12 protein-coding genes are annotated in these 14,416 nt (G+C 74.6%); all 12 read right to left on the minus strand.

From position 1 onward, the window contains the following. Positions 1–47: 47 nt before the first annotated feature. Entirely contained in the window at positions 48–311 is a 264-nt protein-coding gene (locus ABT342_RS31345) for an acyl carrier protein (protein WP_351581340.1), read from the minus strand. Positions 312–503: 192 nt separating this feature from the next. After that, positions 504–1,829: a beta-ketoacyl synthase N-terminal-like domain-containing protein gene (locus ABT342_RS31350; RefSeq protein WP_351581341.1), complete on the minus strand. Its 1,326-nt coding sequence runs from the start codon at positions 1,827–1,829 to the stop codon at positions 504–506. Further along, complete coding sequence (locus ABT342_RS31355) at positions 1,826–3,091, minus strand: beta-ketoacyl-[acyl-carrier-protein] synthase family protein (RefSeq protein WP_351581342.1); 1,266 nt, start codon at positions 3,089–3,091, stop codon at positions 1,826–1,828. Before ABT342_RS31355 ends, ABT342_RS31350 begins: the two co-directional genes overlap by 4 nt. Next, positions 3,088–3,909, minus strand: a complete 822-nt coding sequence (locus ABT342_RS31360) for a thioesterase II family protein (protein WP_351581343.1) — start codon at positions 3,907–3,909, stop codon at positions 3,088–3,090. Before ABT342_RS31360 ends, ABT342_RS31355 begins: the two co-directional genes overlap by 4 nt. Positions 3,910–4,082: 173 nt before the next feature. Further along, positions 4,083–4,904, minus strand: a complete 822-nt coding sequence (locus ABT342_RS31365) for an AfsR/SARP family transcriptional regulator (RefSeq protein ID WP_351581344.1) — start codon at positions 4,902–4,904, stop codon at positions 4,083–4,085. Between the two features lie 890 nt (positions 4,905–5,794). Next, positions 5,795–6,625 (minus strand): 4'-phosphopantetheinyl transferase family protein, encoded by an 831-nt coding sequence (locus ABT342_RS31370; RefSeq protein ID WP_351581345.1) that lies wholly within the window; start codon positions 6,623–6,625, stop codon positions 5,795–5,797. An 82-nt stretch (positions 6,626–6,707) separates the two neighbouring features. Then, positions 6,708–7,415 carry an acyl carrier protein gene (locus ABT342_RS31375; protein WP_351581346.1) on the minus strand — a complete coding sequence of 236 codons (708 nt, stop codon included), beginning with the start codon at positions 7,413–7,415 and terminating at the stop codon, positions 6,708–6,710. 88 nt (positions 7,416–7,503) lie between these two features. Next, on the minus strand, positions 7,504–8,151 hold the full coding sequence (locus ABT342_RS31380) for a ScbR family autoregulator-binding transcription factor (RefSeq protein WP_351581347.1): 648 nt from the start codon (positions 8,149–8,151) through the stop codon (positions 7,504–7,506). 45 nt (positions 8,152–8,196) lie between these two features. Further along, on the minus strand, positions 8,197–9,030 hold the full coding sequence (locus ABT342_RS31385; RefSeq protein WP_351581349.1) for an AfsR/SARP family transcriptional regulator: 834 nt from the start codon (positions 9,028–9,030) through the stop codon (positions 8,197–8,199). Between the two features lie 365 nt (positions 9,031–9,395). Further along, on the minus strand, positions 9,396–12,881 hold the full coding sequence (locus tag ABT342_RS31390) for a condensation domain-containing protein (protein ID WP_351581351.1): 3,486 nt from the start codon (positions 12,879–12,881) through the stop codon (positions 9,396–9,398). 671 nt (positions 12,882–13,552) lie between these two features. Further along, on the minus strand, positions 13,553–14,194 hold the full coding sequence (locus tag ABT342_RS31395) for a ScbR family autoregulator-binding transcription factor (RefSeq protein ID WP_351581353.1): 642 nt from the start codon (positions 14,192–14,194) through the stop codon (positions 13,553–13,555). A gap of 73 nt (positions 14,195–14,267) precedes the next feature. Continuing rightward, on the minus strand, positions 14,268–14,416 hold a 149-nt coding region (locus ABT342_RS31400; protein ID WP_351581365.1), incomplete at its 5' end, for a carboxyl transferase domain-containing protein.

Below are 14,416 nucleotides of genomic sequence, written 5' to 3' on the forward strand. Positions count from 1 at the left end.
CGTCACCGCCGACTCCTCACCGGACAAAGACGCCCGGCCGGGGCCGGTCACGCCGCCGCGCGCGCGGCCAGCGCCCGGTCGACGAGGTCGAGGTACTGGCGCGGCGTCTGCGCCTCGGCCAGCGCCTCCTCGTCGAGCAGCACGTCGTGGTCGCGCTCGACGATGCCGCTGACCTGCAGCAGCGCCAGTGAGTCGTAACCCAGTTCCGCGAACGGCGTGTCCAGGGAGTTCTCGTCCAGCACCGCCGCCTGGTCCTCGCCCGCGGCCTCGCGCAGCAGGTCGGCGAGTTCGGTCAGCTCAAGCCGTTCCATGGGTTCCTCATCTCTCGGTTGCCCGGTCTTCGGGGTCCTGCGGGTCCGGGGGGTGTCTTGTGGATCTCGCCGGGCTCGCGTGCCCTGGCACCGCGCCCTGATCCGCCCTGATCCGGCCTGATCCGCCTTGATCCAGCCTGATCCAGCCTGATCCGGCCTGATCCACACGACACCCCTCGTGCGATACGTACGTCACGTCAGCGCGCCGCGCACCACCGTCGCCGCGTTGAACCCGCCGCGCCCCCTGGCCAGGACCAGGGCGTGGCGCAGCCGGGCCGGGCGCGGCGCACCGGTGACCAGGTCCACGGGGCAGTCGTCGGCGACCCGCACCGCACCGGCCGTCGGCGGGATCGTCTGGTCGCGCAGGGCGCACAGCGCGGCCGCCAGGTCGAGCGCGGAGCCGCCCGACCCCAGACGCCCGGTCAGCGACTTGGGCGCGGTGACCGCCACCCCGTAGGGGCCGAACAGCTCGGCGAGCGCCGCGGCCTCGGCCCGGTCGGCGTCCCGTTCGCCCGCCGCGTCGGCGAACACCACGTCCACGTCGGCGGGGTCGAGCCCGGCGTCGGCGAGGGCGAGCCGGGCCGCGGCGATCAGGCGCGGAGCGCCGGTGCCGGGCGCCGGGTCGAAGGTGGCGGCGCAGCCCTCGACGGTGCCGAGCACGCGGGCGCCACGGGCGCGCGCCGCGTCGGGGTCCTCCAGGACGAGCAGGGCGCCGCCCTCACCGGCCACGTGCCCCGACGCGTCGGCGTCGAACGGCAGGTAGGCGCGCCCGGCCTCACCGTGGGTGCTCATGCCGCCCGCGGCGAGCTGCGCGGTCCAGCCCCAGGGGCACAGGGCGGAGTCGAAGCCGCCGGTGAGCACGGCGCGCACGCCCGTGCGCAGCCGGCGGCGGGCCTGCGCCACGGCGTCCAGGCCGCCCGCCTGCTCGCTGACGACGACGCCGCTCGGTCCGCGCAGGCCGTGCCGGATGGAGATCTGGCCGGAGTTGGCGGCGTAGAACCAGGCGAAGGACTGGTAGGCGCCGACGTGCCGGCGGCCCTTGCTCCACAGCGCCTGCAGTTCGCGCTGGCCGAACTCGAAGCCGCCCATCGCGTTGGCGGTGACGACGCCCATGGCGTAGTCGGGCAGGCTGTGCGGGTCCAGGTCCGCGTCGCGCAGCGCCTCGGCGGCCGCGGCGAGCGAGAGCCGCGTCACCCGGTCCGTCTGCGGCAGCAGCTTCGACGGTACGTGGTCCTCGTCGACGAAGTCCGCGACCTCGCCGGCGAGCGTCGCCGGGTAGCCGGAGGCGTCGAAGCGGGTGACGGGAGCGATGGCGAGCTCGCCGCGCAGGGTCGCGTCCCACCAGGACCGCACGCCGATGCCGCCGGGGGCGACGACGCCGAGCCCGGTGACGGCCGCGCACACGGCCGGTGCGCGCCGCCCGGCCGGGGCGCCTGCGCCGTGTGCGGCCGGGGCGCCGTGTGCGGCCGGGGCGCCGTGTGCGGCCGAGGCGCCGTGTGCGGCGGTCACGGCGGTCATGCGGCCACCCCCAGGTGCCGGGTGGTGAGCACCATCGCGCTCTGGAACCCGCCGAAGCCGCTGCCGACACTGAGCACGGTGCCAGTACGTTGCCCGCGTGCGGTCAGCGGCGTGTAGTCGAGGTCGCAGTCCGGGTCGGGTTCGTGCAGGTTGGCGGTGGGCGGCACCGTGTCGTGGGCGATGGCCAGTGCGCTCGCGGCGATCTCCAGTGCGCCGATCGCGCCGAGCGAGTGGCCGATCATCGACTTGATGGAGCTGACCGGCACCCGGTACGCGTGCTGTCCCAGGCTCCTCTTGAACGCGGCCGTCTCGTGCTTGTCGTTCTGCTTGGTCCCCGAGCCGTGGGCGTTGACGTAGTCGACGTCGGTGGCGTCCAGGCGGGCCTCGTCGAGGGCGATCCGGATGGCCTCGGCCATCTCGCCGCCGTCCAGGCGCAGTCCGGTCATGTGGTACGCGTTGGAGCGGGTGGCGAATCCGGCGATCTCCGCGTAGATGCGGGCACCGCGCCGTACCGCGCGGTCGTGCTCCTCCAGGACGAGCACCGCGCCGCCCTCGCCGAGCACGAACCCGCCCCGGGTCCGGTCGAAGGGCCGTGAGGCGGTCGCGGGCTCGTCGTTGCGTGCCGAGGTGGCGCGGATCGCGTCGAACGAGGCCAGGGTGATGGGGGTGATGGGCGCCTCCGACGCGCCCGCCACCATGATGTCGGCGCTGCCCTCACGGATGAGTTCGACGGCGTGGCCGAGCGAGTCGAGTCCGGAGGTGCAGCCGGTGGAGACGACGGACACCGGCCCCAGCGCGCCCACGTCGCGTGCCACTTCGGCCGCGACCGAGCTCGGTACGAGGTAGTCGCCGAGCCGGGCCTCGGCCCGTGTGTGGTCGAGGAGCCAGTCGCTGCCCGCCCGGCTGACGTGCCCGTACACCGCGTCCAGGCCGGTGCTGCAGCCGACCGCGGTGCCCAGGGTCACCCCGGTGCGCTCCCCCTCGGCGGTGAGGGCGACCCCGCTGTCGGCGACGGCCTCGCGGGCGGCGACCAGGGCGAACTGCGCGACCCGGTCCAGGCGGCGCGCCTCGTCGGGGGCGAAGCCGTGATCGGCCGGGTCGAAGTCGGCCTCGGCGGCGATCTGCGAGCGGAACGAGGAGGCGTCGAAGAGCGTGATGCGACGGGTGGCGGTACGCCCCTCGGTCAGCAGTTCCCAGAACTTCGCGGTGCCCACACCGCCCGGCGCGACCACCCCGATCCCGGTGATGACGACTCGTCTCATCGGCTGCCCTTCATGTCGGTCGGCTTCTGTGCTGGTGCGGTGGTGGCCCCGCCGGGCGCCGGGCGGCCGGCGGCGACGGGCGGAAGGCGCCGCACGACACGGCTCGCGCGCCCGATCAGGCGCGGCAGTTCGCGGCCTCGTACGAAGAAGTGGTCGCCCGGCACCGTGCGCAGCGCGAAGGGCCCGGTGGTCCAGTGCCGCCACCGCGCCACCTCCCCGGCCGGGGCCAGCGCGTCGCCGCGGCCCGCGACGGCGAGGACCGGCACGTCGAGGGGCCCGGCGGGCGACGGCACGCGGGCGGCGGTGCGCAGGGCGTCGGCGAGCACGAGGTCGTCGCGGAGGACGGGCATCACGAGCCGGTGCCACAGTCCGCCGGGCTTCGCACCGCCCGGCAGAGCCCCGGCACCGCCGAGCAGGCGCAGCAGTTCCTCGTCCGGGGCCCGGCAGGCGTCCGGCAGGGCCAGGGCCGCGTCGGGCGGCGGGCAGGCGCCGACGACGAGCAGGGCCGGGGCGGACAGGCCCGCCTCGCGCAGGGCCCGGGTGAGCGTGTAGGCGATCAGGGCGCCGAGGCTGTGTCCGTAGAGCAGGTACGGGGCGGGCCCGGCGTCGCCGTCCTGGACGAAGTGGCCCAGCATCTCGGCGAGCAGGGCCTCGCGTTCGGTGATCCGCGGCTCGCGGCGCCGGGCGTCGCGGCCGGGCAGCAGATGCGGCACGGTCCGCGCGCCGGGGCCGAGGTCGCGGTTCCAGTCGGCGAAGGAGGAGACGCCCGCCCCGGCGTGCGCGAAGCAGTGGACCCGTAGGGGCCGTTCGTCGGCCATGCGGCGTCCTCCTCGGGGTCAGCGGAACTCACCGGCGCGGCGGCCCGGGGCGGGCGGCTCGCGGCGTACGTCGACCTGTACGTGCCCGACGGCCCCCGCGACCCGCCGCGGGCCCGGCTCGCGCGCGTCGTCGTCCGCGAGGCTGCCAGGCGCGTCTTGAAGGGCGCTCGGGCTCAGGCCGCGTACAGATTGAAGGTGGAGCTGTGGCGCGGTCCGCTGATGACGTCGAGGGCCGGGTCGACGGCGAGCATCGCCTGGTGCAGGCGCTGGAGCTGGGGAGAGGGCTCGACGCCGAGTTCCTCGACGAGCCTGAGGCGCAGCTTGCGGTAGACGTCGAGGGCGGTGGCCTGGCGCCCCGAGCGGTACAGGGCCACCATCGCCTGCGAGTGCAGCCCCTCGTGCTGGGGGTGACGGGCGGTCAGATCGATGAGCTCGGCGATCAGCTCGGTGTGCCGGCCGAGCCGCAGGTCGGCGTCGATGCGGCGCTCGACGGTGACGAGGCGGCTCTCCTCCAGGCGCATCACCTCGATCTCCAGGATCGGCCCCGTGCTCACGTCCACCAGGGCGGTGCCCTCCCACATCGCGAGCGCCTCGCGGAACTGCGCCGCGGCCAGCCTGTCGTCGCCCGTCTCGAACGACGCCTGCCCCGCGGTGACCAGCTGCTCGTACCGGTGTACGTCGACGGACTCGGGCGGCACCTGGAGCAGATAGCCGCCGTGCCGGGTGGCGAGCACCTCCTTGGCGCTGCCGGGCGCGTCGGGGCCCATCGCGGTGCCGAGGCGCCGGCGCAACTGCAGGATGTAGGTCTGCAGCGTGGTCATCGCGCTCCGGGGCATGTTGCTGCCCCAGATCTCCTCCATGAGCGTGGGCACGGGCACGACCCGGCCCGGATAGAACGACAGCAGCGCGAGGATCTGCCTCGGCTTGCCGGCGGTCGGAACGATGGACACCCCGTTGACGTCGGCGCTCAACGGGCCCAGAACCTGGATCTGCACGGCTTCCTCCCCATACCCGGTCGAGTCCGCGGTGGTTCGTCACCACCGGCGCGTCGCACGCTAGCCGCGTTCTCGCGGCGGCCCCCGGTATCTCCACCGCAGTTCAAGCGCCGCTCCAAGCGACCGGTTGCCTGCGTGTCGGCGTGCCCGACGGCCGGTGGACCGCTCATCAGGTGGTACGCGGGTCGCCGTGGCGGTGGCGAGCCGACGCCCCGCGGCCCCGGACAGCCGGCTCCGTGGGGCCGTGGCCCGCCGCTTCGGGGCGTGACCCCGTCGCGCCGTGAAACGGCTTCGGTCACCGGGAAGCGGAAGCCGGCCGCCACCGGAACGAGGCGGGTTCACCACGGGTGGCGCGTGGGTCCTCCGGGGTTCTCCCAGCCGTTCGCGAGCGCGTCTGCGTCCGTCCTGGAGCGGCGTCCCGGCCCGTTCGTGCACGTCGAGGCGCTGGGCGAGCAGGGTGAAGGCCTGTGAACGAACCGCCGTCGTCCGCCCGAAGGACGGCTGCTGCGCCTGCGGCGACGGGGGTACCTCCCGTTCGAGCGCGAGGCGCCGGAACGTCCTCGCCGAGGGTTCCCCTGCGCGAAGAGCTCGGGCGCGTACGTGCCGAACGCCGCACGGCAGACGGTGGTTCAGGGGGGTGCCCCGGCCGAGAGGTCCCGAGGGGTCGCCCGGACACCCCCCTAGGCCGTGTCTGACAAATCCCGCCTGGCGCGCGACGCCCGGCACGTGCTCCCCCGTAGCCCTTCGGGCACGGGAGGTGCCCCCACGCTGCGTTGTCGGAGTCATCCAAGTACGTCCAGTACGAGGATGATCCTCCGCCTTGCGATTGCACGCACCGGACGCCGCGCGCCCCGCCCTGCGGGCGGACGGCGGCATTTGTCAGACACGGCCTAGACCGGCGCCCCCACCGGCTGCGGCAAGGACAGCCGCCGAGGCGCCTGCCGGCTCCAGGGGAAGCCGTGGTGCAGGTCCAGTGCGGCCTCCTCGTCGGGGCCCGTCATGACGGCGACGGCGACGAGCACGCCGGGTTCGGGCTCCAGCTCCGCGAAGCGCCACCGGCCGGGGGGTTCGTCGTCGGGCGGCCGGAAGGCGGACACGCCCCGGTCCTCGGCGAGCGTGAACGCGAAGGAGTCGAAGGAGAGCCCGAGGCCGAGGCCGCGCGCCTTGGCGTATGCCTCCTTCAGCGTCCACAGCCGCAGGATCCTGCGGTCGCGGGCCCGGCCCGGGGCGGCCCCGGCCACCCAGGCGGCCTCCTCGGGCGCGAAGCTCTCGACGATCGCGTCGAGGCTCCGCCCGCCACGGTCGAGCCGTTCCACGTCGACGCCGATGCGATGGCGGCGCACCACACCGAGCAGGTTGTACCCGTCGGTGTGCGACAGGTTGAAGTCCAGCTCCCGGCCGCCGCGCGGCAGCCCTTCCACGGGCTTGCGCAGGAACGGCCGCCCCCGCGAGGAGCGCCAGAGCGCGGCCTCCGCCTCGGGGATGCCGCTCTCCAGGGCCAGGACCCGGCGGACGAGCGCGTGCGCGACCAGGTACTGGCGCCGGTCACGGTCGAACAGGAAGCGCCCGGCGGTCCCCTGTTCGTAGGCGTCCAGCCAGTGCTCCGCGAGCACGGCGGCGACCTGCGGGGCGAGCGCGTCGTTGGGGCAGAACCACAGCTTGACGGGCGCCTCGGTGTGCGGCACCCGCTCGGGCCGGTCCACCGGTGCGGGAGATGTCATGCGGCCGGATCTCCCCCGCGGCCGGGGACACCGCCCCGGAACCGGATGAGTACGTCCTGATGGTCCATGTGCGTGCGCCGTCTCAGTCCCGCCGGGGCAGCAGGCTGAGGGCCCGGTCCACGGTGACCCGGCCGTCGCGCACGGCGTCGAGCAGTTCCTCCAGCGGCATCGGGCCGGCGGCCGGGCCGTGGCCCACGGGCAGCCGCGCGGTGATGTGGGAGGCCAGCGCCGTGAGATCCGGGTGGTCGTACAGCACGGCGGTGCGCTCGCTGAGCCCGTACACGAGGTTGATGACGGAGACGAACTCCGCGCCCTGTTCGGTGTCCACGCCGAGGGCGGAGAAGGGCACGGTGGTGTCGATGTCCCACGGGTCGCAGCACAGGATGCGGGCGATCTCCTCACGCAGGACGTCGAGGACGGGCGGCGCGGGCACGGAGACGGGGGACGCGGGCGAGGGCGCGGGCGGCATCGGCGCCGTGGACGCGGGGGGCGTCGCGCGGACCGGTGCCGCCCCCGTCTCGCGCGCCACGTACCGGGCGAAGTCCAGCGGTGTGGGGTGGTCGATGAGCGTGGCGGGCTTGATCGCGGTGCCGTAGTACGCGTTGACGGTGGCCACGTACTCCACCGAGAGCATCGAGTCGACCCCGCAGGTGCGGAACGTCTGCTCGGGGTCGATCCTCTCGGGCGTGAGAGACAGTACGTCGGCGAGTATGCGCACGATCCGGGCGAGCACGCCGTCGTCGTGGGCGGCGGGCTCCGCCGTGAGGGCGATCTGTGGTTCACGGTGCATGGTGGGGCTCCAATGATCCTGTGTGGTGAGGGGGGTGCCCTCGTCGGCTGCGCCGTGCGGATGCGGGCTCACGCGCGCACCGCGCGGGTCATACGACGCCGACCAGGTCGCCGAGCGAGTCGGGCGCGTGGGTGCGGTACCGGGCCGCCGCGTCCGGGGGTACGAGCACGGTGAGGAGCAGGGCCCACGACGCGGCGAGCCGCTGGGCGAGTTCCACGGACGGCAGGGCGCCGGCCACGGGGGCGAGCCCGCACACCGTCGCCCGCAGCAGCGTCGCCGCCCCCTCGCCCCGGCCGGCGGCCCGCAGTTCGCCCTCCTCGCCGGCCCGCCGCAGCAGTCGCAGCGCCTCGCGGCTCCACGCCTGGTAGAAGTCGGTGACCGGGGGTTCCCGGTCGACGCACTCGTGAGCGATCCGCAGTCCGGCGCCCACCACCGGATCCTCGCGCAGCGCGCGGGACAGCCAGTGCGTCATGTCGATGAGTACCTGCAAGGGCGGGGCGCCGGACTCCTCCTGCCGCCGCAGGAAGTCGGCGAGCCTCGCACTGCCCTCCTGTTGCACCGCGTCGGCGAGCACCTCCTTGGACGCGAAGTGGAAGTACAGCGCCCCCTTCGTCACGCTCGCGTCCGCCGCGATCCGCCCCAGTGTGGCGCTGGCGTACCCGTGCTCCTTGAACAGGCGCGCGCCCGCTTGGATCAAGTTGCGCCGCGTCCGTTCCGACCTGGCCTGCGTCGCCATTCACCTCTCCCGATTCTCAAGGCCCGAGGACCCCGCCCGCGGCCGTCAGCCCACCTGGGCCAGCCGCTCGCGACCGGCGGCGGCCGGCTGCGCGGCGCTGAGCTCCGGGTGGGCCATCAGTATCGACCGCTGGAGCCGGCGCACACCTGCCGAGGGCTCAAGTCCCATCTCGCGTACGAGAGTTGTCCGCAGCCGCTGGTACACGTCGAGGGCCTCGCTGCGGCGTCCCGAGCGGTGCAGCGCGAGCATGAACTGGGCGTGCAGGTTCTCGTGCGTGCGGTAGCGGCTGACCAGGACGGTCAGTTCGCCGAGCAGTTCCCGGTGCCGGCCGAGTCGCAGGTCGGCCTCGATGCGCTGGTCGAGCGCGCACAGCCGGGCCTCCTCCAGACGCCTGGTCTGCATCTGGAGCCGCGGCCCGGCGTTCACGTCGACCAGTGCGGAGTCGGTCCACAGCGCGAGGGCGGCGCCCAGCTCGCGGGCCGCGCGCGGGAAGTCGTCCGCGTCCATGGCCCGGTAGCCGAGTCCGGCGAGCCGTTCGAACTCGCGGACGTCGCTGGCGCCGCCGAAGGTGTGCAGCACATAGCCGCCCGGAGCGGTGGCGAGCACGTCCTTGGGCGTACGCGGCGGGTTGCCCTCCGGGTCCTTCTCCAGAGCCTTCGCGATCATCTCCCGCAGCTGCAGTACGTAGGTCTGCAGGGTGGTCCGGGCGCTGCGCGGCGGGTTCTCGCCCCAGAGCTCCTCCATGAGCGAGGCGATGGGCACGACCTGGTCGGCGTGCAGCGCCAGCAGGGCCAGCACCTGTCGTGGCTTCGGCGCCCGCGGCATCACCGGGACGTCGTTCTCCCTGACGGCCAACGTACCCAGTACTTCGATGTCCACGCCGTTTCCCCTCCTGGTGCATGAGTCATCAGTCGCCCAAGGCCGCATCCGGAGCCACGTCTCGGTGAATCGAGTTAAAAACAGGCCCGATGGTTTGTCAATATCAAACCGACCCTGCTGTTTTAATCCCGTCGGCCCCCCATCCGAGACCCCATCAGATACGCAAAGATGGACAGAAGGCGCGACCATGGCGGGATGTTTGACGCACCAACAGGTGTCGAACTGCGAGAAAACCAGCCTGTTCGGTCTATTTGAGGTGCCGTCGGCGCGGCAAGCCGGTCAGGCACGACACGACTCGCACTCAAGGACCCCACAAGTCCCGGTCGGCCGAACGGCGGCAGGATGTCCGAGGACGTCGCGCTCTCCTACCCGGTGGCCCCGTCCGGCGGCCCGCCGGGCCGCCGGGCAGCGGCTGCCAGCAGGCGCGCCAGTGCGCCCACCGCCTGCTCGCTACCGGTGTCGTCCGTCAGCACGGCCGTCGCGGTGCGAGCGCCGTCCGCCGCGAGGAGGCGGGCCGTCTCGTAGGCGGCGGCTCCCCCGCCCGAGAAGGCGACGAGCAGCAGCGACTGCCCCGCACCGGCCAGCGGGCGCAGCGCCCCGTGCCAGGACCGGGGCCCCTTCGGTGTCGGCCGCAGCAGGATCACCGTCTCCGGCCCCGCGTACTGCCCCGACAGCTGGACGTAACAGGACCGGGGAACGCCCGGCGACGGCACCAGACAGATGACGCCGCCCGTTCCCCGGCGCAGCGTCGTGAAGGCGGGTCCGGCGTCGGCCGTGACCGACAGCCCGTCGAGGAGTTCGGCGACGGTCGTCGTCCCGTCGGCGTCGCACGGCAGTTCGCGCAGCAGGCCGGCGCAGTCGGCCAGCAGGGCGGTGCCGTCCGCGAGGCGGGCCCGGTCGTGGATCACGGACAGCACCAGGCCGCCGGCCTCGTCGCGGTGCGCCACGAGCGTGACCGGGAAGGCGTTCGCGGCGCTCGTGGTCTCGGGGAACTCCATGCGGATGCCGTGCGCGGCGAACGAGGGCTCGAGCCCCCGCAACGGGTCCGGACCGCTCTCGAAGACGAGCAGGCTCTCGGCGAGACGCTCGTGCCCGGCGGGGGCGAGCGCGAGGTCGCCGAGCGCGCCGCGGCCGGTTCGCCGCCCGTTCGGCGCCGTGCCGGTCCAGCCGTGGATCCGGCCGGCCGGGACCCACTCGTACGACGACAGGTCGATGGCCTGGTCGCGCAGCGAGGCCAGCAGGTCGGGCACGGTGGCGGTGGGGTCGACCTCGACCGAGACGGGCAGCGCGTTACCCAGGGCGCCGGGCAGGCGCTCCACACCCTCCAGCGGGATGCCCCGCCCGGAGACCGCGACGCTGAACCGCACCGGCACCGAGCCGTCCGCTCCGGCGGCCCGGTACAGCAGCAGCGCCCAGGCGGCCTGCAGCGCACCGCTCTCCGTCGCGCCCCAGCGGGCGGCCCACGCGTCGAGACGGGCGGCCTCGGAGGAGCTGAGCCGCACCCGCACCCGCCCGGTACCCGTCCCCCGGGCGGCGGGCGAGGTGATGGCGTGGGCCGGCACCGGTGCGGCGGTCGTGGGCCGGGGCGCAGACCGCAGCCAGAAGTCCCGCGCGGGGGCGAGGTCCTGGGCCTGGATCCAGTGCGCGTAGTCGCGTACGTCGGGACGCCGTTCGCCGCCCGGCAGTGTGCCGCCCGCCAGATAGGCACGGAAGAACTCCGCCACGAGCAGGCGCACGCTCCACGTGTCGAGCAGCGCCCGGTGGTACGTGAGCAGCACCCGCGTGGCCGGCGGGGCCGTGCCACCGTCCCGCGGGCCGTCGAGCAGCGTGATCCGCAGCGGCCCCGGGAAGCGCGGATCGAGACCGCGCCGCCGGTCGCTCAGCAAGGCGTCGGGCCGGTCCTCGCCTGTGGAGGGCATCCGCACCACCTGGGGCACGACCCGGTCGTGGATGGTGATCGCGGGGTCGGGACCGTGGTCGAAGGCGGCCCGCAGGACGGTTTCCCGGTCGAAGACGGACTGCCATGCCGCCGTGAGACGGGCGATGTCCAGCGGGCCGTGCCACACCCAGCTGAGCTGCTCGATCTGCCGTCCGGTCCCGGGGTGTGCGTCGGCGTCGGCCAGCAGTTCGCGCTGCAGCGGGCCGGCGGCGACGGTGCTCGTCGTGGCGGGCGCCGCGCCGGTGCTCCCGGCCAGCTCGTCCAGGACGTCTTTCAGGTGGACCAGGAGCCGGGCGGCGGACTCCTCGGTGACGCCGTCGCGGGCGGCGGGCAGCCAGTCGAGTCCGACGCGCAGCCGGCCGCCGCGGATGCGCGCGTCGGCGTCCAGTGCGTAGGCGTCGGGTCCGGAGGCGTCCGGTGCGGAGGCGTCCGGTGCGGAGGCGTCCAGTCCGGAGGCGTCCGGTGCGGAGGCGTCCAGTCCGGAGGCGTCCGGTGCGGAGGCGTCCAGTGCGGACGCGTCCGGTGCGTAGGCGGTGGCGGTCCGTGGCGTCGTCTGTCCGGTCGCGCGGATGTGCGCGTCCGGGGTGAAACGGACCAGGACCGGCACGAGTTCGCGCAGCGCGAGCCGCAGCGCCGGATCGGGGGCGTGTTCACGGCACGCGCCGAACGCGCCGCGCCCCACGTCGGCGAGGCTCGCCGCGACCCGGTCGATGAACTGTCGCGCGTCCTCCTCACGCCCGCCGTCCAGCAGCACGGGCTCGTTCCCGGCGAGCGGTCCGACCGTACGGGCGAGCGCCGGGCCGCCCTGACGTCCGTCGACGCACACGTCGAAGGAGGCGCGCTCGGTACCGCGCCACCGGATCAGGGCCAGCCCCATGGCCCCGGTGAGCAGTTGGGCGGGGGTGAGGCCGAAGCGGCGGGGCACGGTGGTGGTCAGCCGCCGGGTGGCCGCCCGGCCCAGGGCGAAGCCGGGGTGGCGGTGCGGGCCGGTGTCCGGCAGCGAGGCGCGGGGGCGCAGCGCGCGGGTGGCGGCGCGGCCCTCGGCGACGGTGCGCCAGCGGTCGGTCTCCCGAGGGTCGGTGGCCACCGCGGGCTGTGCCGCGGCCCAGTCCGTGTACCGGACGTCCTCGGCCGCGAGTTCCTCCTCGGGCCGGGCCAGCGCCTCGCGCAGGTCGGCCATGAGGATGTCCAGCGAGGCCTGGTCGACGACGAGTTCGTGGGCCACCACCACGAGCCTGCGCCGCCCGCGCAGCAGCAGGGCACACAGCGTGGTGCCGGTGGCGGGGTCCAGGCGACGGGCCGCGGCGTCGACGGCCTGCTGCTCGCGGGCGCGCGGGACGTCGGAGAGGTCCACGCACTCGGCCGTGTGGACGGGCGGCACCGCGTGCATGCCGCCGCCCGCCGTGGTGTCCACCCGGGCACCGAGCAGCGGGTGGGCCCTGGCCAGGGCCCGCAGGGCGGCGTCCACCGCGGCCGGGTCGAGGGGCCCGGCCGCGTTCAGCACCCGCGGAAGAGCGTGGCCCGGGGCGTCCTCGGCCCGCCGGATCAGGTCGAGTTGGGCCGGTGCGAGCGGGACGGCCGGTCCGTCGCGGGCGGTGAGCAGGTCCGCGACGAGCCCGGCCGGGAAGGTGTCGGGGCACGCCTGCGGGTCGCCGGGGGACACGGGGGCCGTCCGCGGCTCGACGTGGAGCACGTGGCGGTCGGGCCCGAGCCGTTGCAGTGTGTGGCGCCAGGGCCGGCCGCCGGCGGTGCGCGTGGCGGCATGGTCGAGCGCCGCCGCGACGCGACCGGGGGCCAGGGGGCCCCGGACCTCCAGAACGGGCGGGACGTGGTGGGGCGGCCGTCCGGGGTCGACGACCACGGTCATCGCCGCATCCGTGCGGCGTTCGGCGGTGACATGGCCGTCGGTCATCGGCATCCTGGAGCTAGGGGGTGTCCGGTGGATCAGGCTGGGCTCGCGACGCCCTGCGACTCCGTCTCTCCCCCTAGGCCTGTCGGCCTGGGAGGTACCCCCAGCGTTGTCGTCAGTCGGCATGGGTCCGCCATGCCTCCTTCCTCCGCCTTGGATCCGAAGCCGCATGACTCCCCCTGGGCCCTGGGGACCCGGGAGGTGCCCCCAGCTCGCTGATCCAGCCTGATCCACCGGACACCCCCTAGGCCCCTTCCCCTCCTGCGCAGCGAAACCCTCACACGGCGAAACACATTCGCCCTGCTCGGCACGGTAGCGATGCGCGCGCGAGATGTCCGTTTCCTCCAGCGGCCCTGGAGCGCTCCCCCAACGGCTCTCAGCCCAGTGGCCCGCCGACGGCGGACCTCGCCCGCCCCGGGCCTGACATCGTCGTGGGAGCCGTCGTCGCACCACCCCGGACCCGCTCCACGCCCGCGGTCGGCGGCATCACCGTGGCAGCCGTCGTCGCACCACCCCGGACCCGCCCCACGCCCGCGGTCGGCGGCATCACCGTGGAGCGTGCCGGGACATCCGACGGGGCGAGGACCGCCAAGAGGCGGGTGCGGACCGGCGTACGACACGGTCTGTTGGCCGGCCCGCTCCCCACTGCCGTACGCGGCACGGCCGTCTTCCGCTCACGCTTCCTCGGCCCGGCTGCACTCGCCCTCCCGCGCTGCGGGCCGGGCACGGACCGGGCCGTACCCGGCCGCGATGCCGGGCAGCAGCAGCTGCCAGAACCCGGCGATCCGCCGCTCGGCGAGCCAGTGCGGATCGTCCCTGGCGAGCACCTCGAAGCCCACGGTCACCGCCACGATCGCCGCCGCGGCGTCGTCCGGCGAGACGCCCGGAGCCAGCTGGCCTTCCGCCTCGGCGCGACGCAGCGTCTCCTCGACCCACTCGCGCCACGCGCTCAGGAGCCGGGCCTCCGGGCCCAGGGCACGTTCGGAGCCGAGATCGAAGCCGGCCCGGACGACGATGTCGTCCAGGAGACATTCCGCCAGCCCGTGCGTCGCGTCGACGAGTGCCTGCAGCGCGCTCGTGCCGGCGCGGTCCGCCGGCCGGACGAGTCTGCGGACCGTGTCGGCGGCCTCGTCCTCGACAGCCTGGGCGAGTGCCTTCTTGTTCTCGAAGTGGAAGTGCAGCGCCCCGTTGCTGACCCCCGCCCGCTTGCTGATCGTCGTGAGCGACGACGGCGCGTACCCCTCTTCCGCGAACACCGCGGCCGCGGTGTGGATCAACGACTTCCTCGTGCGCACCGCACGTTCCTGCATGGCCATTCAAGTTCTCCTGGGGCCGCCGGCGGAGGGGCGGCTTCGACCGCTGTGGTGATGACGTGCGGGGGGCTGTGGCTCACTGCGGGGGGTTGCCGTGTTTGCGCGAGGGCAGGTCGGCGTGCTTGGTGCTGAGCATGGCGAGGGACTTGATGAGGACCTCGCGGGTCTCGGCCGGGTCGATGACGTCGTCGACGAGGCCGCGCTCCGCGGCGTAGTAGGGGTGCA

The organism is Streptomyces sp. NPDC000410, from assembly GCF_040300305.1.
GTDB lineage: Bacteria > Actinomycetota > Actinomycetes > Streptomycetales > Streptomycetaceae > Streptomyces.

Bases quoted from the DNA above. Each gene is read 5' to 3' on its own strand.
- ABT342_RS31345 (WP_351581340.1), bottom strand. From the start codon at position 311: ATGGAACGGCTTGAGCTGACCGAACTCGCCGACCTGCTGCGCGAGGCC.
- ABT342_RS31350 (WP_351581341.1), bottom strand. From the start codon at position 1,829: ATGACCGCCGTGACCGCCGCACACGGCGCCTCGGCCGCACACGGCGCC.
- ABT342_RS31355 (WP_351581342.1), bottom strand. From the start codon at position 3,091: ATGAGACGAGTCGTCATCACCGGGATCGGGGTGGTCGCGCCGGGCGGT.
- ABT342_RS31360 (WP_351581343.1), bottom strand. From the start codon at position 3,909: ATGGCCGACGAACGGCCCCTACGGGTCCACTGCTTCGCGCACGCCGGG.
- ABT342_RS31370 (WP_351581345.1), bottom strand. From the start codon at position 6,625: ATGACATCTCCCGCACCGGTGGACCGGCCCGAGCGGGTGCCGCACACC.
- ABT342_RS31375 (WP_351581346.1), bottom strand. From the start codon at position 7,415: ATGCACCGTGAACCACAGATCGCCCTCACGGCGGAGCCCGCCGCCCAC.
- ABT342_RS31380 (WP_351581347.1), bottom strand. From the start codon at position 8,151: ATGGCGACGCAGGCCAGGTCGGAACGGACGCGGCGCAACTTGATCCAA.
- ABT342_RS31390 (WP_351581351.1), bottom strand. From the start codon at position 12,881: ATGACCGACGGCCATGTCACCGCCGAACGCCGCACGGATGCGGCGATG.
- ABT342_RS31395 (WP_351581353.1), bottom strand. From the start codon at position 14,194: ATGGCCATGCAGGAACGTGCGGTGCGCACGAGGAAGTCGTTGATCCAC.